14 protein-coding genes are annotated in these 22098 nt (G+C 41.7%); 11 read left to right on the forward strand and 3 right to left on the reverse strand.

Annotated elements, in window-relative coordinates; all coding sequences use genetic code 11:
* The first annotated feature begins 19 nt into the window (after positions 1–19).
* From J3P37_RS04985 to J3P37_RS05035, 11 genes are all read left to right on the forward strand, one after another.
* Positions 20–3169, forward strand: a complete 3150-nt coding sequence (locus tag J3P37_RS04985) for a polysaccharide lyase family 8 super-sandwich domain-containing protein (protein ID WP_256009919.1) — start codon at positions 20–22, stop codon at positions 3167–3169.
* 23 nt (positions 3170–3192) lie between these two features.
* A complete protein-coding gene (locus tag J3P37_RS04990) occupies positions 3193–4110 on the forward strand; it encodes a hypothetical protein (RefSeq protein ID WP_256009920.1) in 918 nt (305 codons plus the stop codon).
* A gap of 84 nt (positions 4111–4194) precedes the next feature.
* Complete coding sequence (locus tag J3P37_RS04995) at positions 4195–5628, forward strand: hypothetical protein (protein ID WP_256009924.1); 1434 nt, start codon at positions 4195–4197, stop codon at positions 5626–5628.
* A gap of 378 nt (positions 5629–6006) precedes the next feature.
* The gene (locus tag J3P37_RS05000; protein WP_256009925.1) at positions 6007–9144 is read left to right on the forward strand and encodes a SusC/RagA family TonB-linked outer membrane protein; all 3138 of its coding nucleotides are present in this window, start codon (positions 6007–6009) and stop codon (positions 9142–9144) included.
* Between the two features lie 11 nt (positions 9145–9155).
* Positions 9156–10811 (forward strand): RagB/SusD family nutrient uptake outer membrane protein, encoded by a 1656-nt coding sequence (locus J3P37_RS05005; protein ID WP_256009926.1) that lies wholly within the window; start codon positions 9156–9158, stop codon positions 10809–10811.
* A gap of 77 nt (positions 10812–10888) precedes the next feature.
* Positions 10889–11818: a DUF5017 domain-containing protein gene (locus tag J3P37_RS05010; protein WP_256009927.1), complete on the forward strand. Its 930-nt coding sequence runs from the start codon at positions 10889–10891 to the stop codon at positions 11816–11818.
* Between the two features lie 111 nt (positions 11819–11929).
* Complete coding sequence (locus J3P37_RS05015; protein WP_256009928.1) at positions 11930–13195, forward strand: glycoside hydrolase family 88 protein; 1266 nt, start codon at positions 11930–11932, stop codon at positions 13193–13195.
* Positions 13196–14608, forward strand: coding sequence for an alpha-L-fucosidase (locus tag J3P37_RS05020; protein ID WP_256009929.1), 1413 nt, complete (start codon positions 13196–13198; stop codon positions 14606–14608).
* Positions 14609–14643: 35 nt separating this feature from the next.
* Entirely contained in the window at positions 14644–17058 is a 2415-nt protein-coding gene (locus J3P37_RS05025) for a glycoside hydrolase family 3 N-terminal domain-containing protein (protein WP_256009930.1), read from the forward strand.
* The gene (locus J3P37_RS05030; protein WP_256009931.1) at positions 17042–18715 is read left to right on the forward strand and encodes a beta-N-acetylhexosaminidase; all 1674 of its coding nucleotides are present in this window, start codon (positions 17042–17044) and stop codon (positions 18713–18715) included. The genes J3P37_RS05025 and J3P37_RS05030 overlap by 17 nt, the downstream gene beginning before the upstream one ends.
* A 109-nt stretch (positions 18716–18824) precedes the next feature.
* Positions 18825–20006, forward strand: coding sequence for an aldose epimerase family protein (locus J3P37_RS05035; protein WP_256009932.1), 1182 nt, complete (start codon positions 18825–18827; stop codon positions 20004–20006).
* Between the two features lie 161 nt (positions 20007–20167).
* Here the strand turns inward: J3P37_RS05035 and J3P37_RS05040 are convergent, their stop codons facing one another.
* The 3 genes from J3P37_RS05040 to J3P37_RS05050 all read right to left on the reverse strand — a co-directional run bounded on the left by J3P37_RS05040 (position 20168) and on the right by J3P37_RS05050 (position 22060).
* Entirely contained in the window at positions 20168–20425 is a 258-nt protein-coding gene (locus tag J3P37_RS05040) for a hypothetical protein (protein WP_256009933.1), read from the reverse strand.
* Between the two features lie 74 nt (positions 20426–20499).
* On the reverse strand, positions 20500–21123 hold the full coding sequence (locus J3P37_RS05045) for an alpha/beta hydrolase (RefSeq protein ID WP_256009934.1): 624 nt from the start codon (positions 21121–21123) through the stop codon (positions 20500–20502).
* Between the two features lies 1 nt (position 21124).
* The gene (locus J3P37_RS05050; RefSeq protein ID WP_256009935.1) at positions 21125–22060 is read right to left on the reverse strand and encodes a ring-cleaving dioxygenase; all 936 of its coding nucleotides are present in this window, start codon (positions 22058–22060) and stop codon (positions 21125–21127) included.
* Positions 22061–22098: the final 38 nt, after the last annotated feature.

Genomic DNA, 22098 nt, shown 5'->3' on the forward strand with positions numbered 1-22098 from the left:
GAAATTATAACGGTGCTTTATGAGGCAACTTTTACTCGTATCTCTTTTTATTATACAAACGTATTTTGGCCTTGGCCAGCAACGTTTCGTCAATTTTAATACAGGCATTCCATCCAACTGGTCTACGAGCAATGGCGGACAGATTTCTCTCAGCAACGAACATGTAAAAGGAGGCGCGAATGCATTGAAATGGGTACCGCAGGCCGGTGCTGTTCTAACTGCCGGTGCACTAAATATTCCAGCCGCTGATACCTATAACTATACAGCAAACTCAGCCCAATTCTTTGTCTATAGCAGCAGTGTAAGCACAGATACATTGATCTTTAAATTTTATGATGCTAACAATATCCTTAAGCGGGAGGGAAGAATGCTGCTTAATTACCAGGGCTGGCGCGAATTCCATCGAAGTTACCGCTATGATTATGATTCAGGAAGTGAGTTGCCGGGTTTTTTCCTAAACAAAATGGAAGTGGTCTACAAACCCTCATCATCGCTGACCAACGTAATTTTCCTTGATGAAATGACCTTTGTGATGAATGCTGATGTACGTAATCCCGGGCCACACATGGCACTTGATATCGGGCATTTCAGGTTAACATCAAATTATACTAACGCTTATTCTGCCTGGAAAAACCAGCCGGATATACCTTTCAGCTCTGTAACAAATTATGAATCAGAAGCTATAAAGGGACTTAAAATTTCTTTTAGGAGAACACTGAGCCCGGTATCCGCATCGGCCCTTGCATCAGCAAAAAGTTTTGTCAACAATTGCGCAATATCCTACAATTCAGATGGCTCTGTAAGGGGCAGGGGAATTTCTGCGATTTATAACATAGATACGCTGATCAAGCTGTCTGAATATTGCGGTGCTCTGACCCGGGCTTATGCCCTCAACAATGACGCTGATGCCCTCAATAAACTGCAGTTGTTTGCAGCTTATCTTTTAGAACAGGGATTGGCGGAAGGGTCAAGAAGCATAATACCCTATAATAATTATTCAGCGGCAAGGGTATATTCTGTGGGTTTTTTAGATGCTCTACCTCATATCGCTGATGCGGGTACCAAATCGGCTATCGTGAAAATGCTGAAATGGTCACATGAGTTTAATACAATTTATAATGTGGACCCTGTGCCCGGTTTGGAAATGGATTATCTGCATGTGAAATCAAACTTTTTGGTTGAACTGGCATTGCTGGGCAATTCTGATAGCGAAATAAGCCGCGACCTCAAAAGCTTTCGCAGGTATCTGGAACAGTTTACATACGACAGTCAGGGCGCGAGAGATGGCATAAAACCCGATGGCGCAGGTTTCCACCATAATTCCCAACACATCAGTTATCTGTATGCTTACGATACCTGGATCAACAGAGCTTATGAGTTAAAAGGTACGCCGTTCAAAGTAAGTTTAACAGCCTACCGAAATATGAGCAAGGCTTTAAAGGCGCTTTTTCTTGAAACATCTAAAGGGGCCATCTATCCTCATTCAGCATCCGGGCGTTCTCCTTTTCCTGCATCTGTGCCGGTAAGTGCGACGGCATTGGATCGCTTTATTCAAGTTGGAAGTGATATTACTCAGCAAAATGCAGAGCCGGAAATGGCAGGCTTTTATAATTATATCTTCCATACAAACAGGTATGCAGTACCTGCTCTCAACTACGATGGTTATCACCAGCTGAATTATGCGCAGACTGGTATTATGCGGAAAGACAATTGGATCGCTGTTGCTCGCGGATTCACTGACAGGATGTTTGGTGCTGAGATCTATGCTGGAGCTAACCGCTATGGTCGTTACCAGAGTTACGGCGCCTTAGAAGTGCTTTATAATGGCAGTCTGGCAGCGAGTGGTTATGTCAATGGCGGTGCTGGTTGGGATTGGAATATGATGCCCGGCACAACAACCGTCATGCAGTCATATGATAACCTTAAGCCATTGCTTTCTGGGACTGCGTCAGAATACCAGGCTGATGCCTTTGCTGGTGCCCTGGCCAATGGAAATACCGGGGTCTTCGGCATGAATTTTTCTGAGAATGCAGGTGCAAGATATATAGGAAGTAATCTTGCTTTTCGTAAAACGGTTTTCACTTTTGATTCTTTAATGCTGTGCCTAGGCAGTAACATAAGCTCTTCCAATGCCTTGGATCCGGTAATTACAACCCTGTTTCAGTCTGTAAATTCCGGTACCAATAACCCCATCTACATTAACTCCCTAACGGCAACCAATGGCGGATATAATCAAAGTCTCTCTACGGCATTAAACGGCCTTTGGCTGGTAAACGCGCAAACCACAGGTTATTATATAAGCCAGGGAAATGGCGATCTAAACATATTCAGGGGTAGCCAAAATACACCTGTACATATGTCAGATAATACTGCGACAACAGCAAGCGCCATTGTTAGTAAATCCTGGCTTTCTCATGGTACGCAACCAAACGCAGCAACTTACCAGTTTGTGGTTGTCCCTGCTACAACACCTCAAAAAATGAGCGCTTTAGCATCAAAAATTCATCAGAACGAAGTGTTTGAAGTTTTGATGCAAACGGATTCTATCCATGCAGTAAAATACATTCCTGGAAATTTAACTTCCTTTGCCGCCTTTTTACCTCAGTCAGATATTAACATTGGTTATTTAAAAGGAATATCAGGCAGGGCTTTATTGTCTTTAAAAGAGGAGAGGGATACACTTATTATTAAAATAGCCAGTCCCGATTTAAATGCGGTAAGCAACACAGAAAGCACCTGGATATCATCTGTAAATCAGGTGAAGGTTTCCTTATCCGGAAGCTGGAGAGTTAGCGAAAATGCCTCCGGTGCCGGAATTTTTAAGGATGAAGATCTGCTGGAGGCCAATTTTCATCTTAAAGACGGATTTGCTCAAACCTTAATACTAATTAAGGACAAAAACTCTAATCCGGCCTCTTTACCCCTACAGGGAAAGCAACTTATCATTTATCCGAATCCTGTCAATGATGAACTAAATGTAACCTGTTTTTCTAATCTGGACAGAAAATCGGTAGTGCTAATAACAGACATTTCCGGAAGGATTTTATTGAAAGAAAATCGCCATTTAAGAAATGGTGAAAATCTAATGAAGTATAGTGTCGGGGATTTTCCGGCGGGCGCTTATATCCTTAAAGTCGGAGATGGCAGGCTGAAATTTATAAAACAATAACCATATACATAAAAATGAACAATATGAAAAGAACCGCAGTACTAGGTCTAAGTTTCCTGTTGAGTACAGGAATTGCTGAGGCACAATGGAAAAACCAATCTACAACTTGGAGCTACGGATTTGGCGATAGTAAATCAGCCACATTGACCGCTACAGCTGACAACGCAGAATATTTATCGAAAAATGCTGCGTCTGTATTGTCCCAGCCTTCTTCGGGCACAGTGAGACTATTTATACCAGGAAATACAGACGGGGGTTTTACGATAGAGCCAACTTCGAACACTCTGACTTTCTCTGGTTCCACTGTTGGCTCGACCAAATTCTCTGCTTATAATATCGCGGGCGCATCTGAAATTGCCAGTATTACCTTCAATGTAACTTTCAGCAATCCAGATAAGCAACAAGCTACATACTATTTTTCTATGGGTACCAAGGGTAAACCAGGTAATCTGTATAACAGCGCGAATGCCGTATATACCGGAGCAAACTCGGGCGGAGCTTTATTTAATGCTGTCAGATTTTTGTACAGTAATAGTGGGGTGACTTTAGGTAGCAGGACAGTTGGCAACTCTACAGGAAAATATGCTACTCTAAGCGGTGGTGTTTTGGCCTATGATACCCCTTATAAAATAGAGATGTACATGAACAACTCTCCGGAAGCAAAACATTACTCCAAAAGTGGAAAGGAGCAGATAGTAGCTGCGAACAGTTACCATTTATGGGTTACCAATACGGTTTCTTCAAAGACAGTTTTATACAGCTTTAACGGCTCAGCTGATTTAATTCGTCCAACAGAAACAAATGTTGCAGAGGGAACAGATGCTACTATACCTGCGAATGCGGTATTGAATGCCTTCCTGATCCAATCTATAAATGCAAAACCAAATACATCTGCACTCAAGATCAGTGGGAATATAGAACTGGCCTATCACGCAAAATAACACAAAAGACTGAGGCTTGGCAGCCTACGTTATTTATACTCAGTTATATAAAAACAAAACTTTTAATAATACCCAAATAAAAATATGAAAAGAAAATTACTATTAGGCCTAGGTTTGGTGCTGAATATTGGTTACTCACAAGCGCAATGGGTAAACAACACTAGCTGGGTATACGATTTCGGTACAACCCCGGGCACTTATCAGGCAACAGCAAGTGGAACCAATTTCTCTTATTCAAATGCGACCACTGCAGGGTTTTTACCCAAACCATCAAATGGTGAAGTAAGAGTGCTAATAGGAGGAGGTACAGGAACAGAAGGAAGTTTTATGCTGAACGAAAATAATAGCCTTACAATGAACCAACCTATAAGCAGTATAACAAAGTTTGGCGCTTATGGGATATCTAATGCCACAGATCTGGTAAAAGCCGACTTTAAAATAAAGTTTAATACAGACTTATCCTCGGGTACTTACATATGGGCAATTGGACACGATGAAAATAATCTTTTTAAAAGCGCAAATTCCATATACAGGTCAAGCAACGAGCTTTTTGCCACTTTGCGCTGGACATTTGCAGCTGCAGCCGGAATTACTCTAGCATACCGTGTTGGAAGCGACGCCTCAACGACAACAACCTGGACCAATATTAACAATACTACTTTTCAAAAAGGAAGTACTTACCAGGTTGAGGTATACTGTAATAATACAGGTGAAGAGAAAACCTACCTTCGGGGTGCAAGTTCGTATACGTTGCCCAATAATACCTACAATATCTGGGTAGATGGGGTTAAATTAGGTGCCAATTATCCCCGTTCTTTAGAAGTAAGTGGTGCTGATAATACTTTGACGGCGAATCCCTCGATCGCTTTTTCAAATGGCACAGCCTTAAATGCAACAGTTATTCACTCCAGTAGTGCAGCGTCCAATGGTTCCGCAGTTTTATCAGAGCTCTCTTTAATTTATGATGGATCTTCTCTCCCTATATCTTTAACGTCATTCACAGGTTTAAAAACAAATAATGGAGTAGAATTAAGGTGGAAAACAGGATCAGAACAAAATAATGATTTTTTTGAAATCTTGCGATCGGTAAACGGCAAGGAGTATACCTCAATAGGAATTGTTAAAGGTAAGGGAGATAGCGATGAAACAAGAAGTTATAACTTTAAAGATGCTTATCCTGTTTCCGGGATAAATTATTATAGGCTAAAACAGGTGGATAAAGATGGGAGCGATGAGATTTTTATGAATACCGTGGCTATTAATTATGATCTTGAAAAAAGCCGTTTCTCTGTGTATGCTAATGCACAAAAAATCACCGTATCTGCTTATGCCCATAAACCGGGTATCGCAACACTCATTATTTCAGATATGCAGGGTAGAAAGTTAATAGAAAGAAAGGTCAGTTTAGTATCTGAACATAATGCCTTATCATTTGACGCCGCTGGAATTAGTCCGGGTGTTCTGGTAGCCCAACTCATTACAGAAGAGGCCAAGCAGGTACTTAAGTTTGTGAAATGAAACCTGAATTCTTTATTTAAAGTAAAAAGCCGTCTAGAAAATAATATTTGAGACGGCTTTTTGCGTTTTGTTAGTATTAATCCGATTGATGTTTCATGGTTTGGTTGTCTTTTTTCTATTTTATTGCTTCTTTTGGTGTGTTTTTATTAACGAGAGTGGTTTTTTGTTGGTAATTCGTTATAAAATTGGATTGCGTGTTTGTTTCCTTTGTAAAGGGCTGAAATTTTTAGATAAAACGAATATTTACCCCCAAATCACATAATTTTTATCCCCGTTTCGGAGTCTTTATATGGAGATTTGGGATAGGTTCTTCAGAAGAATGAAGTATGAGAGCATCTGAATGATGCATTTAAAACAGTTATAATTTAATTATAGATTATGAGGAAGATTTTTATTTTCTTTTTATTTATCGCACATTATTCAACTCTCTTCGCTCAGCAGACTAAGCAAGTTAGTGGTGTTGTTACAGATGCCAAATATGGCGATCCGCTGGTCGGTGTAAGTGTATCAGTGAAAGGCAAAACGTTGGGGGCTGTGACCGATGTAAACGGTAAGTACAGTATTAAGGTGCCTGTTGACGGAGCACCGGTATTAATATTCCGTTATATAGGGTTTCTTTCGGAAGAAATACTAGTTGGCGGAAAAACGACGATCAATTTAAAGCTTCGGGAGGATAGCAAAACCTTAAGTGAGGTTGTTGTTATTGGATACGGGGAAGTACAGCGTAAAGACCTGACTGGGTCTGTAGCATCCGTAAAGATGGAAGATCTGCAGAAGGCACCGGTTGGTTCGGCAATTGATGCATTAGCGGGACGGGTTGCAGGTGTACAGGTGTCGTCGGAAAGTGGTAAACCAGGAGCTGGGGTAAACATCGTAATTAGAGGAGCTAACTCACTTACGCAGGATAACTCCCCGCTGTATGTAATTGATGGCTTCCCGATGGAGGATGCGAATGCAAGTATCCTGAATCCTGCGGAAATAGAGTCTATGGAAGTGTTAAAAGACGCTTCTGCAACAGCTATTTATGGTGCGAGAGGTGCTAACGGTGTAATCATCATTACAACAAAAAGAGGTAAAGAAGGGGCTCCAACTATTACTTATAATGCCTATGGCGGTTTTCAGCAAGTAATCAATAAGATTGACCTGATGGGGCCCTATGAGTTCGTGAAACTACAGGCAGAAAGAGATCCTACTGGTGTAAAAACCAGTTATCTCAGAGGCGATACTACACTGGATTTCTACCGCACAGCTGGAGGTACAGACTGGCAGGACAGGTTGTTCCGAACAGCCAGTATGCAAAATCATTCCCTGTCTGTATCTGGCGGAACCAAGAGTACAAAGTACTCCCTTTCAGGCAATATTTTTGACCAACAGGGAGCGGTTATAAACTCCGGATTTAATAGAAAGCAGGGTAAATTTACATTAGATCAAACAGTTAACGATAAGTTTAAACTTGGCTCAACTGTCATATATACAGGGGCTAAAACTCATGGCGCCAATCCTGCAACGCCGGATCAGAATCATTCTGCCATGAATTACCTCATGTATAGCGTTTGGGGGTACAGGCCGGTGTCGTCAAGTGGTGCAGATTTAGAACAATTTTTAAATGACCCCGATTTAACTGCCAATGAAGCCAGAAATGACTACCGTATTAATCCTATACTCTCAGCAAATAATGAATTGAGGCATAATTTTGAAAACAGACTGGTAGCTAATGGCTTTGCAGAGTACGCATTTACTAAAAGTCTCAAGCTCAAAATTTCAGGAGGTGTCAATAATGCTACATACAGAAGCGAGACTTTCAATAATTCCAAAACTCGTTACGGATATTCGGGAAGTACTGACAGAGTGAATGGCGGTATTCTGTATACCGATAATAACACCTGGCGGAATGAGAATTTATTGACTTACGCCAAAAAAGTAAAAAAGCATACAATAACCGCAGTTGGAGGATTGGAGTTTCAGGAAAACAGCTATAAACGATATGGGCTGAGAGCTACACAGCTTCCTAATGAAATACTGGGATTAGCCGGTTTGAGTCAGGGCGAATCACAGCCAGTAACCTCTGTTAATAGTGAATGGTCTTTAATGTCATACCTGGGACGTGTGAATTATAACTATAGTTACAAGTATTACCTTACTGCCTCGTTCAGGGCAGATGGGTCCTCCAAATTCAGAAAAGGCAACCATTGGGGATACTTTCCTTCTGCATCACTTGCCTGGAGAATCAATAATGAAGAATTTATGAAGGAATATCGGTTTGTGTCTGATGCAAAGTTAAGGATGGGTTACGGTGTTACAGGGAATAACAGGGTAAGCGAATATGCAACATATGCACAAATGAACTTCGACAATACCAGCAACATTTATAACGGTTATTATTCTTTTAATAATAATTTGATTCAAGGTGTGTTCCTGAGTTCAATCGCTAATCCGGATTTGAAATGGGAGTCTACTTCACAAACTAACATCGGCTTAGATTTAGGTTTCTTCAAGCAACGAGTAACGTTTACCGCAGATTATTATAAAAAGATCACATCAGACCTTCTGCTTGATGCATTATTGCCATACTCAACTGGTTATACTTCTGCCTATAAGAATATAGGTAAGACCTCAAATGAAGGATTGGAATTAAGCTTCACTACAGAGAATATCAGGAAAGCTGATTTTAGCTGGACATCTTCATTCAATATCGCATTTAATAAAAACAAGATACTTGAGCTGACGCAAAATCAGGAAAGTATTGTCCGTACAGTGCAGTGGGATCAAAATTTCAGAGAACTGCCTGGATATATAGCAAAAATCGGACAGCCTTTAGGTCAGATATATGGTTACATATGGGATGGCGTTTACCAGTATTCAGACTTCGATCTTTTACCCAGCGGCGCATACCAGCTTAAAGACAATATCGCAACCAATGGCAATTCACAAACCTTTATTAAGCCGGGAGATATTAAATACAGAGATCTAAACGGAGATGGTACAGTAAACGATTTAGACAGAACCGTTATTGGTCGCGGATACCCCATACATCAGGGAGGATTCACTAATAATTTCAGATATAAAAACCTGGATCTCAATGTGTTTTTTCAATGGTCTTACGGCAATGATGTGTTGAATGCGAACAGGCTACTATTTGAAGCCGGAAACAAATCAAACCTGAACCAGTATTCCAGCTTTGAAAACAGATGGACCCCCGAAAATACAAATACAACGATGTTCAGGGTGGGGGGGGAAGGACCCAATGCCTATTCAAGCAGAATTGTGGAGGATGCTTCATACCTGCGGTTAAAAACTGTTGACTTAGGTTACAGATTACCAAAAAGTGTTCTTGATCATGTCAAGGTAAAATCTGCGAGGGTATACGTTTCAGCCCAAAATCTTTTTACTATCACTGATTATACAGGTTACGATCCGGAGGTAGCTGTCTACTATTCGCCCTTAACACCTGGCTTTGATTATTCTTCTTATCCTCGTCCAAAGACAATCGTTTTCGGTTTAAATGTGTCTTTATAAAGCAGTTAATTATGAAAAAGAATACTAATACTTCAGAAAATATAGTGCTGGACTACTTATTTTCCGCAATTCATAAAAATGAATTGCATAAAGGTGTATTGTCAGTGGTGATGATGCTCTTACTATTACTTACCACTGGTTGTGAAAAATTCCTTGAAAAGGATCCGACCTTTATAGTGAAGGAGAACTTTTATAATAACGAAACCGATGTAAATGCCGGTTTGGCCGGGGTTTATGATATTTTAGGAAGGGAGCAGCTCTACGGAGACCGGCTCGCGGTAGACTTTAGTATAGCAGATGAGGGCTTTTATAACCGAAGTTCTTATACTTCCGGTCCGGCGGTCTATAATTTCGATGCGTCAAACTCTGATGTGGCTAATGCATGGAAATATCTTTATGAAGGGATAGAAAGGGCGAACGTCTTTCTAAGTCGGATAGATGGTGTAAGCATGGATGAGAAGAATAAGACGGCAGCCAAAGGTGAGGTTAAGTTCCTCAGAGCCTATTACTACTTTTTACTGGTTACTAATTGGGGCGATGTGCCACTTAAAACAGAACCAACCTCATCAGTCGACGATATAGACATTGCCCGTACCCCCCAAAAAGATGTTTACGATTTTATTACAGCAGAAATGGAGGCTTCTGAAGCTATGGTAAAAACAGCGACAGAAATAGGTTACGGTGGAAAAGTATCTAAATCTGCGGTTAGAGGTATTCTGGCAAGGGTTTATCTAAAAATGGCTGGTTATCCCCTAAATGGTGGCAGGCCTATGTATGAAGAAGCTTTAAAATGGGCTAAGAAAGTTGTAGACCCGGAGGGAGAAGGCAAAGAGCACCGGCTGCTGCCAAGTTATAAACAGATATTCATTAATTACGCAGCAGATAGATATGATATTGGTGAGTCTATTTGGGAAGTTGAGTTCTATGGTAATCGTGGCGGAGATTTCGAAGCAGGTAGAATTGGCAACACTTTGGGACTGCAATGTAATGAGGAAATTGGCGATGGTCATGGTTTCAGCTACGGTCTGATCAGTACAACGAAAAAGCTGTTTGACAGTTATGAAGCAACAGACCTGAGAAGAGACTGGAACATAGCTCCCTATCAATACACATATCGAACAGTAAACAATACTGTAAACGTAGCCGATTCTACGTTTTGGACAGCGACACAGATCTACAATCGAAACTGCGGTAAATTTCGCCGGGTGTATGAGTCTGTTAAACCTAAAAATAAGAACTACACACCACAGAATTATCCCTTATTACGCTATGCTGATGTTTTATTGATGCTTGTAGAAGCCGAGAACGAAGTAAACGGCGCCACAGCTTATGCTGTTGGTTATTTAAAGGAAGTTAGAGACAGAGCGAATGCTTCTGACATCACGAATACAGTATTGGGCAACCCTGAAGCATTAAAAACTGCCTTACGGAAAGAAAGATTTATAGAATTGGCATTTGAAGGATTAAGAAAATTTGATCTGATCAGATGGGGGATCTTTGTTTCAGAAATGGATCAGCTGGGCACGGACATATCTGCTACAGCGGGTAGCGCTTTAAATTTTGGTGCTTTGGCTGGTAATAATGTTACAAGCCGAAATAATCTGTTGCCTATACCTGTGTTAGAACTATCATTAAATAAAGCAATGGTTCAAAATGAAGGCTGGTAAGCTGTAGGTCAATTATTAGAAATTAATCTGGATAATATCAAAGAAATTCTGATAAAAGCCATAAATAAGAATAACTCATGAAAAAAATATATATACTTCCGCTGCTAATGATCATATTGGCAAGCTGCAACAAAAAAGAAGTAACAGAGCTAACGTTTGATGTAAAAACAGACAGAACCACCTATAATGTAGGTGATACAGTTAATTTCTTGCTCTCAGGAAATCCGGATCAGTTGGTGCTTTTCTCTGGAGAAGATGGTCATAAATATATTTATAAAGACCGGACCGAGGCTCAAAGCGATTTGTTCACACTTGAATTTGCCACGAACAGACGGTATGGTTCTGATGTACAACAACCTCAATCTCTGAGGTTATTTGCTTCTCAAACGTTCAACGGGCAATATCAGCCCGAAAGCATTAATGAGAGTGCAGACTGGACAGATATAACCAGTGCTTTTACTCTTTCGGGAATACAAAGTACCGACGCTGCCTATGTTTCGTCCGGTACTGTTGATTTGACCCGATTAGCTAATCTCGGTTTTAATCTGGACAAAAGCAAAGCCGTTTATTTCGCATTCAGATATAAAGGAAATACAGGGTCTAACCAGCCAAGATGGTGGATCAACAAGTTTGATATCAAAATAACTACAACAGACGGGGAAGCCCTGACTGTAGCAGATATCTCTACTGCAGGCTGGACAGCTGTAAAAGTCCTGCCCTCATCTCCGGTTAACTGGATATTTGGTGAAGACAAAACGGTGAAATTCCAGGGAGGCGGAGCTACTGTGCTAAGTAATCATGTATGGGCAATTACGAAAGGTCTAAACCTCACTACAGTTGAACCGGACAAAGGTGTTGCGCTAAAAAACATGAGCACCCGGATGGATTCTTATCCATATGTTTTTACAAAAGAAGGTGTCTACACGGTTACATTTATAGCATCCAATGTTAATATTTACGGGGAAAGCAAAGTCATAAAGGAAGTCCAGGTAAAGGTAGAACCATAAACAGAGTTGGGCTAAACCTCCCTCTGTTTCATAAACAGTTTTAATTCAATCAAGCTAACATCATATCCGCCGGTGATACGATGACAGGAATATTATTTACTAAAAAAAGGTATGGTGAACGGAAAAAGTTCAATTTTAACGCAGAATGGATTGGCGATTGCCCTGGCAATGATGATGTTCATTTCCTGCAATACGAAGAATAACTTTGTAAAAAAAGATTTTAAAGTGGCATCAAAACAATATAAAATGATGCTCGAACAGGAGAAGGATCTAACTAATTTCCCAAGAACAACCAAAAATGATGGTACAGTAAAAGGTACCGATGTCTGGGACTGGACGGGAGGGTTCTTTCCGGGCGGACTCTGGTATATTCATGAGTATATACAAAAACCAGAATGGCAAACTGCCGCTACCAAATGGACAGAAGCTTTAGAACAGGGACAATTTTTAACTCAGCACCATGATGTTGGATTTGTAATGTACTGCTCTTACGGTAACGCGGTAAGGTTGGAAAATGATACTGCTAAAATTAATGCTTACAACAAAATACTGATCCAATCGGCAGAATCAGCATTAACGAGGTTTGATCCAAAGGTTGGTCTTATCAAGTCCTGGAACCCCAAAATGTCCTGGGACGGCAAAACTAAGTGGCAATATCCTGTCATCATTGACAATATGATGAACCTGGAAATGTTGTGCTATGTATCCCGGATTACAGGTAATCCAAAATACAAAGAGGCGGCGATCAGTCATGCATTGCATACCATGAAAAATCATTTCCGGGAAGATAACAGCACATACCATGTGGTGGATTATGATCCGGAAACAGGCAAGGTACTACACCAGCAAACAAACCAGGGTTATGCAGATAATTCTACATGGTCAAGAGGGCAGGGCTGGGCTATTTATGGCTTTACCATGATGTACCGCGAGACTAGGGACAAAAGGTTCTTAGAGACGGCGCAGAAAGCAGCAGATTTCTTTATCAGCCATCCTAACCTGCCAAAAGATAAAATACCCTACTGGGATTTTAACGTCGGACAGGAAGGTTTTACTCCTGATTGGGATAACAAAGACCGGAAGAAACTAAGCTATATTCCAAAGGATGCGTCTGCCGGATCTCTGGTAGCTGCCGGGTTGCTGGAACTAAGCACCTATACAGGAGACAAAGGGAAAGAATATTACAGCACAGCAGAAAAGATGCTTAAATCACTTTCCAGCAGCGAATACCTTGCTAAACCCGGAACAAATTCTGGCTTTATATTAAAGCATTCGGTGGGTAGTTTTCCGCATAACAGCGAAATAGATGTGCCTTTAATTTATGCCGATTACTATTTCCTTGAAGCGCTGTTGCGCTATCAAAAACTAAACAAGTAGATGATGAGGCAGCTAAACACACAGAATGTTATTTTAATTCTTTTTCTCCTTGTTAGCAAGGCAGTATTTGCTCAAAATGATCCAAACAAAAGTCTGAAAGAGTGGCAGGATGCAAAATTCGGCATGTTTGTTCACTGGGGCTTATATTCTGTGGCCGCAGGTGACTGGAACGGAAAACCATCCAGAGGGAATGAACACTTTATGCTGTATGAGCGGGTTCCTTTAAAAGAATACGCCAAACTAGCGGATAGGTTTAACCCTGTACAGTTCGATGCCGACGAATGGGTAAAGAGGGCTAAGGATGCCGGCATGAAGTACGTGGTGTTCACGTCTAAACACCATGATGGGTATGCCATGTACGACTCGAAAACAAGCGACTACAATATAGTCAAGACCACTGCATTTAAAAGAGATCCGATTAAGGAACTTGCAGCGGCCTGTAAAAAACACGGCTTAAAACTGGGAATATATTATTCCCTGGGGCGTGATTGGGAAGATCCGGATGTGCCAACAGATTGGCCAACGAAAGGCGGTCGCAGCAATACCTGGGACTTTCCGGATGAAGACAGTAAAGACTTTTCTAAATATTTCGAACGCAAGGTAAAGCCGCAGGTCAAAGAATTGCTCACACAATATGGGCCCATTGCTGTCATGTGGTTCGATACGCCCGAAGGCCATATCACCAAAGCTCAAAGTACTGAGCTACGCCAGATGATAAAGACGCTGCAGCCGGACTGTATTATTAACAATCGTATCGGTAATAACGTTGGTGATTACAATGTTTATGAGCAGAAAATAGCAGTAAAAAGGGATGCTCTGCCCTGGGAATCCTGCATCACGATGAGTGGTAAATGGAGTTATAACCGTCACGATAAAGCATGGAAGTCTTCAGAATTGATGATTCGCCAACTGACAGAGATAGTGAGCAAAGGTGGTAACCTGTTATTAAATGTAAGTCCGAATGGGGAAGGGGCTCTGCTGACTGAAAGCAAAGAGCGTTTGGACGATATAGGTAAATGGATGAAAGTTAATCAGGAAGCCGTTTATGGGACCCATCCATGGATAGTGAACAGCGAAAGTATCTCATTTGAGAAAACTGCAGAAGCTCAGGATAAAGCGGGCAAAAATACCATGCAGGATACCGATAACGATAACACTTCTAAAGAGATTCATCCCGACATCTGTTATACTGCAAAAAATAATGTTGTTTATCTTTTTGCGCGAAGCTGGAAATCAGAAGACCTTATTGCAAATTCTTTTGCCGGCTCTAAATTTACAGTGAAAAAAGTGGACCTTCTGGGGAGCTCCAAATCAATCAAATGGATGCAGGATGAACAGGGATTGCGTATCAATATGCCGGATAAGTTACCAGAAACGGTACCTGTATATGTGTTTAAATTGACGATGAACTAAAAAAATTAGTTGTCTGAAAAGGTTATAATTTTAAGATGAGTATAAAAAAGAAACATGCCGTGCTGGCATTATTTGCGGTACTGTTAACACCGGTATCATTCGCACAGAAAAGTGCAAAAATTTACAAAAAGGACTGGATTGATCTCAATAAGAATGGAAAAAAAGACATCTATGAAGATCGTACGCAGGCCGTCGACCTGCGCATAAAGGATTTGTTGCAGCAGATGTCTCTGGATGAGAAAACCAACCAAATGGCCACTCTTTATGGCTGGAAGAGGGTGCTAAAAGATTCTTTGCCAACAAAAGAATGGAAAAACGCAATATGGAAAGATGGTATCGCTAATATTGATGAGCATCTTAACGGTTTTTTAAACTGGAATTCTGTTGAGGAAAAATTGGACCTGGTGACAGATATTAAGCGCCATGTTTGGGCAATGAATGAAACACAGCGCTTCTTTATAGATCAAACGCGCCTGGGAATTCCTGTTGATTTTACGAATGAAGGGATCAGGGGAATAGAAGCCTATGAAGCAACAGGATTTCCTACACAATTAAACATGGGTATGACCTGGAACCGCTCGCTGGTACGGCAAATGGGGCGGATCACCGGCAGCGAAGCCAGGGCTTTGGGGTACACCAATGTGTATGCACCGATCCTGGATGTTGCCCGGGATCAGCGCTGGGGACGTTTAGAAGAGGTGTATGGGGAAGATCCGTATCTGACAGCACGCTTAGGCGTTGAAATGGCCCTTGGTATCCAGGAAAGCGGAGCCGCGTCTACACCAAAACATTTTGCAGTGTACAGTGCCAATAAAGGAGCACGCGAAGGCTTGGCTCGTACCGACCCGCAGGTATCTCCGCGGGAAGTGGAGGACGTATTGCTCTATCCATTCAGAAAAGTGATCAAAGAAGCAAAGATCAAGGGAGTAATGAGCTCTTATAATGACTATAACGGCATCCCGGTTTCGGGAAGCAGCTACTGGCTGATTGATCGCCTGAGGACTGACTTTGGCTTTGGCGGTTATGTGGTGAGTGACAGCGATGCTCTTGAATACTTATATAATAAACATCATGTCGCTGCCAATCTTAAGGAAGCCGTTTTCCAGGCTTTTATGGCCGGAATGAATGTTCGGACAACATTCAGGGCTCCGGATAGTATTATTTATTCCCTTAGAGAGTTGGTAAAGGAAGGCCGCATTCCAATCGATACAATTAATAACCGGGTTCACGACGTTCTGAAAGTGAAATTCCAGCTTGGCCTGTTCGATGTGCCGTATGTAAAGGATGCGGAAAAAAGTGCCAGACTTGTGAATAATCAGCAGCATCAGCAAGTTGCGCTACAGGCATCAAGAGAGAGCATCGTGTTGTTGAAAAATAAAGATAATGTGCTTCCGCTTTCTAAAGCTTTAAAAACCGTAGCGGTGATCGGGCCCAACGCCCTTGATAATGATTATGCGCATACTCATTACGGCCCACTTCGTTCAAAAAGTGTAACCATCTTAGATGGAATCCGCAACAAGTTGGGTGAGAACAGGGTGCTGTACGCTAAGGGAGCAGATTTAATCGACAAAAGATGGCCTGAAAGTGAGATCTTCCCTGAAGCGCCCAATAAGGAAGAACAAGCGTTAATTGATGAAGCGGTCTCCCAGGCGCGTAAGGCCGACTATTCTATTTTAGTATTAGGAGGAAATACCAGGACGGCTGGGGAAAATAAAAGCCGGACCTCGCTTGATCTTACGGGTCACCAGCTGGCATTAGCAAAAGCTATCCACGCTACAGGTAAGCCCTACGTTGTTGTACTGGCAGGCTCACAGCCATTAACAGTGAACTGGATCGACCGGTATGCTAAGGGAATAGTCTACGCAGGTTATCCGGGCGTAAAAGGAGGGATAGCAGTTGCCGATGTCTTATTTGGTGATTATAATCCTGGCGGGAAAATTACTTTAACCTTCCCAAAATCTGTCGGGCAACTGCCGCTTAACTTTCCTACAAAACCCAATGCGCAGACAGATGAAGGCGAGAATGCAAGAGTGCCTGGCTTGCTGTATCCTTTCGGCCATGGCCTCAGCTATGCAACATTTAAATACCAGAATCTGAAAATTAATAACCAGATTGCCTCTAATCAGAAGCTAACTATTTCGGTAGAGATCACGAATACCGGAAAAGTCACAGGTGAAGAGGTGGTTCAGTTATATTTGCGCGATGTCCTTAGCAGCGTTACCACGTATGAGAAATTGCTTAAGGGATTTGAGCGGGTATCACTAAACCCCGGAGAAACTAAGACCTTGAAGTTTACCGTAGAGGCAGACGATCTGATGTTGTGGAACAGGCAAATGAAACGAGTGGTAGAAGCCGGAGATTTCAAAGTCATGGTAGGATCTTCCTCGGAAGATATCAGGCTCAACGGAAAATTTACGGTAAAAGATCCGGTATATGAAAAAGCGCAATAATCACATCAAAAGACTGACTGCTTACTGTTTCGTAGTGGCTGCATTTATCTCAGGAGCTCTTGCCCAGTCAAGGATCAGCCCTGTGATTCCAATGCCGCAAAGCATACAGCCTCGGGAAGGCGTTTTCGTATTAAGCGATCAGACACCAGTCTATTCGGATCCCATAAGCAAGGGGACTGCTGTCAGGTATTTTTTAACGGAATTGCTGAAGCATAAAGGCTTAGCGTTAAGCCGGAATGCCTCTTCATCATTGCCCGCTGTTAAATTTATCCTCCAGTCTGAAAAGCGCTCAAAGGATGCTCTGTATCAACTGGACATCAGACCGGAGGGAATTCAGGTGAAGGCCTCCACAGAAGAAGGGCTGTTCGCAGGTTCAGTTTCCGTTCTGCAGATCGTTAGAAATACGGCTTTAAAAGATAAAAAGCTTGAACTTGCATGTTATGCGATCAGTGATGCTCCTTTTTATAACTGGAGAGGCTTGATGCTGGATGAGTCGCGTCATTTCTTTGGTAAAGAGAAAGTAAAAGACATTCTTGATTGGATGGCTTTTTATAAGCTTAACAAATTTCATTGGCACCTTACCGACCAGCCCGGATGGAGGCTGGAAATCAAAGGCTATCCTAAATTAAATTTGATCGGCGGCATTGGTAATTATTCAGACCCACTGGCGCCGGCGAAATATTATACACAGGATGATATCAATGAAATTGTAGCCTATGCTGCAGCAAGGTTCATACAGGTGATACCCGAAGTTGATATGCCGGGTCATGCTACTGCGGCCAATAAAGCCTATCCTGAATTCAGCGGCGGTGGCAATGAAAAATATCCAGAATTCACTTTTAATCCAGGAAAAGAAGCAACTTTCCAGTACCTGAACAATATATTAAAGGAAGTAAATGTGTTATTTCCCTCTGGTATGATTCATATAGGTGCTGATGAAGTTCATTTCGGCAATGACAACTGGAATAAAGATCCGGCAGTCCAGGCATTAATGAAGGATAAGCAGTTGAAAGATCTGAAGGAGGTTGAAAATTACTTTGTGCATCGGATAGCCGACAGCATAGTGAAAATGGGTGCTGAAGTGCTGGCCTGGGATGAGGTAGTTGGATCATCTTTGCCGATCAATAAAACAACTGTTTTCTGGTGGAGACATGATAAACGAGCTGAATTGATGAAAGCTTTTAATAAAGGATTTAAAACGGTGTTATGCCCAAGGCTGCCACTTTACTTTGATTTCGTGCAAGACAGCACGCAGAAGATCGGAAGAAAGTGGGCCGGAAATTTCGTTCCAATAAAATCAGTGTATGAATTTCCGGATAAAGAAATCCTCGAGCATCCAAAGTCTAAACAGTTAGTAAGAGGTATTCAGGCAAATATCTGGACTGAATCTGTGTCAACAGAGCAGCACCTGGATTACATGCTCTTTCCTCGCATTACCGCTTTGGCGGAATCGGCATGGACTAATCCGCTTAAGAAAAATTATTCAGATTTCGAATTGAGGCTAAAAAGACATTTAAGGCTCTTTGCTGAAAGCGGCCTGTATTATTTTGATCCCTTTGAGCCAGGTAAATACAAAGAATTTAACGGGCCGGTTCAGAGAAAAAACATGATGCCGGACACTGACGAATTAACCAGGCAGGAGAGGCAGATCAAGTAATTGCAAAATGCCCGTTCTAATACGACGGGCATTTTTGTATTTAAACAGAAGTATTTTAAAATAAATATAATTACTTTCGGTTTTAAATCTTAAAAACCTATAAATACTCATGAAAGTTAATTTATTGCTATTTTTAGCCGTTGGAGCGTTGGGATTCTCGGCGTGCACCAACAATTCAAAGCAAACAAGTACATCAAATACAGACTCAGATTCAGTTTCAGTTTCTAAACAGATTATGATCCCAGATAGTAATAATTTTAAAGCAACAGTTGACGGTAAGCAAACGGGCTTATTCGTTTTAAAAAATAAAAACAATTTCCAGGTGGCTATCACTAACTATGGAGGTCGTATCGTAAGTATCCTGGTGCCTGACAAGAGTGGGAATCTAACAGATGTAGCCTTAGGTTATGAGAATGTTGCCGGATATCAGCAAACAGGAGAGCCATATTTTGGGGCTTTGATTGGAAGATACGGAAACCGGATCGGAAAAGCCCAGTTTACCCTGGAAGGAAAAACGTATAAGGTTCCTGCTAATGATAACGGACAGTCGCTTCATGGAGGCCCTAAAGGTTTTCATGCGCAGGTGTGGGACGCAAAACAGGTAAACGACTTTACTCTTGAGTTGTCGCGTATTTCTGTTGATGGTGAAGAAGGTTACCCAGGAAATCTGACAGTAAAGGTTACTTATGCGTTAACCGATGACAACGCGATTAAAATGGACTATCATGCTACCACCGATAAGACTACGGTAGTGAACCTCACCAATCATGCTTACTTCAACCTAAACGGTCAGGGAAATGGAGACATCAATGATCATGTTTTAACGATCAATGCTTCTAGATTTACCCCTGTAGATGCAGGCTTAATTCCGACAGGTGTGTTGCAAGATGTAGCAGGAACGCCCTTTGATTTTACGAAACCTACAGCAATCGGCGAAAGGGTAGATGCGGATAATGAGCAACTAAAATTAGGGAAAGGTTACGATCATAACTTTGTCCTTACTAATTCATCTACAGACCTGAAGCAGGCTGCGAAAATAACTGGTCCGAAAACCGGGATTACGCTTGAGGTTCTTACTACAGAGCCGGGTGTACAATTTTATGGAGGTAATTTCCTTGATGGAAAATTAAAAGATGGCAAAGGTGGCGCAGTGTATGCTCATCGCTCAGGTTTTTGTTTAGAAACTCAGCACTTTCCTGATTCGCCGAACCAACCTTCTTTCCCAAGCACTACTTTGAAGCCTGGCCAAACGTATAAAACAACTACTTTGTACAAATTTTCTGTAGAATAATAGATTGATTTTTTAGCACACGCGGCACACGCGCTAGCAAGAGTTTTTAAGAAAAAGGCTGCATTCAATCAGAATTGCAGCCTTTTTGTTTTTTACTAGTATTTGCTGGCGCACTCCCTTCTGTCCATAGTAACAGATTGATTTTGCGTTTGCAGACCATCCTATTGTAGGTTTTTATGATAATTCCTGTTTATCTTGATGAATTTCCGGTTATATCCAATAATCGCTACGGCGATCAGAAACGCTACACATACAAAGAACCAGAAGCTGTTATGCCAGTTTTTATTAGTGCCAGCCTGGTTGCTAAGGTCACTGTCTATATAATTAGTTGCAAAAGCCTGCACCGAACTGATTAGAAAGAATAGGCAGAAAAAAAAGATGCGGCCTATCATGTTACGTGATTTTTTTAGTGCTTTCATAAATAATAGTTTTTATATCGTAACAAGCAAAGCTGCGGGATGTTCTATCACATTCTTTTACAACGGAATAGATGTTATACGAAAATCAGCTGATTGGCTAACTCAATCTCTTCCTGCGAAATCGTATGTTCTCTTCTTTTATATACGCGCTGATTCACCACCGCCCCCATGTTACTCAGTATGGCAACACTCTCTTCAACCCTTGTGAGGGGCACATGCATGTCAGGATCTCCGGTTGTTACCAGTACCGGTGTTTGAAGAAAATCGCCTTGATAGCTCTTTAAGTTTAATGCCTCGCCGATCAGACCGCCGGTAAAGGCAATGATGCCCCCATACCTTGCAGCATTTCTAGCAGCATATTCCAGCGAAAGACAAGCACCCTGGGAGAATCCCAGCAGGTAAATTTTTTCTGAGGAAAATTCTTGCATCTGCAGGTCCTTTATTATAGATCCAATCTGCTCTAAAGCTGAGTCCAAAGCAGGTTGATTCTCCTGCTCCGGAGCCAGAAAACTGTAAGGATACCAGCTGAAATTTGTAGCCTGGGGAGCCAGGACGGCAGCATCACTTAAGTTGAGATGCTGCACAAGTGATATGATGTTTTCAGCCCTTGCACCCCGCCCGTGGATCATGATAACTACTTTATCAGCTTCAGCCAGGGGCTTTCCTGCTGTAATAACCTGTTTGCTGTGTGTATACATGTTAATCAAGTTTTGGTAATTTACTACTAATATCCTCCCTGCGAGTTTCATATTGAGCAGGCAGTTTTAAGCCGCTTCCCAGCTCTTCGACACTTTCGTCAATCGCAAATCCCGGATTGTCGGTAGCCAGTTCGAATAATACTCCACCGGGCTCCCTGAAATATAAAGAGTAGAAATAGTTACGGTCGATTTTTTCGGTGATATGATGGCCTTTCTCCACTATTTTATCCCTGAACCGCATCAGCACCTGATCATCCTTTACCCGGAAGGCCACATGATGAACCGACCCGCCCGCTACATGTCCGATACCTTCGCCTTGTGCTTCCACAACATCCACGATAGCTGCATTTTCAGATGCATCGGTAATGAACCGGTAGCGATTTACGTGCTGTTCCAACAACTTGTAGCCAAATATTTCTGTTAGTACATCAGCGGTGGGCTGCAATTTGTTGGTGGTGATGGTCACATTGTGGAATCCTCTCGTGGCTACATCTGCAGCTACTTGATCAGTTTCCCATGGAGTTCTTGAATCGGTGTTTTTTGGTACGATCAATTCGAATTTTAAACCGTCGGGATCCAGAAACGTAAGATATTGTTCTCCGAATTTCTCAGACGTCTTGTTGTAAGTGATATTGTTTTGCTCAAAACGTTTTAACCAGAAGTCAAGGCTGTTTTCAGGAACTGAATATCCTATTTCAGTCACCTGGCGTGTGCCCCTTCTTCCGGTACCTATTCCTTCCCATGGGAAAAAAGTAAGGATAGTGCCCGGAGTCCCAACCTTATCACCATAATAAAAGTGGTAAGTATAAGGATCGTCAAAATTTACTGTTTTTTTAACCAGGCGTAAACCAAGTACTCGGGTATAGAAATCAAAGTTCCTTTTTGCTCCACCTGCTATCGCTGTGATATGGTGAAGTCCTAAAATTTTATCTTCCATTTTTTCTATGTTTTAATGTTAACAGATAGGCCTTGTTA

The sequence above is a fragment of the Desertivirga xinjiangensis genome, from assembly GCF_024436435.1.
GTDB classification, from domain to species: domain Bacteria; phylum Bacteroidota; class Bacteroidia; order Sphingobacteriales; family Sphingobacteriaceae; genus Desertivirga; species Desertivirga xinjiangensis.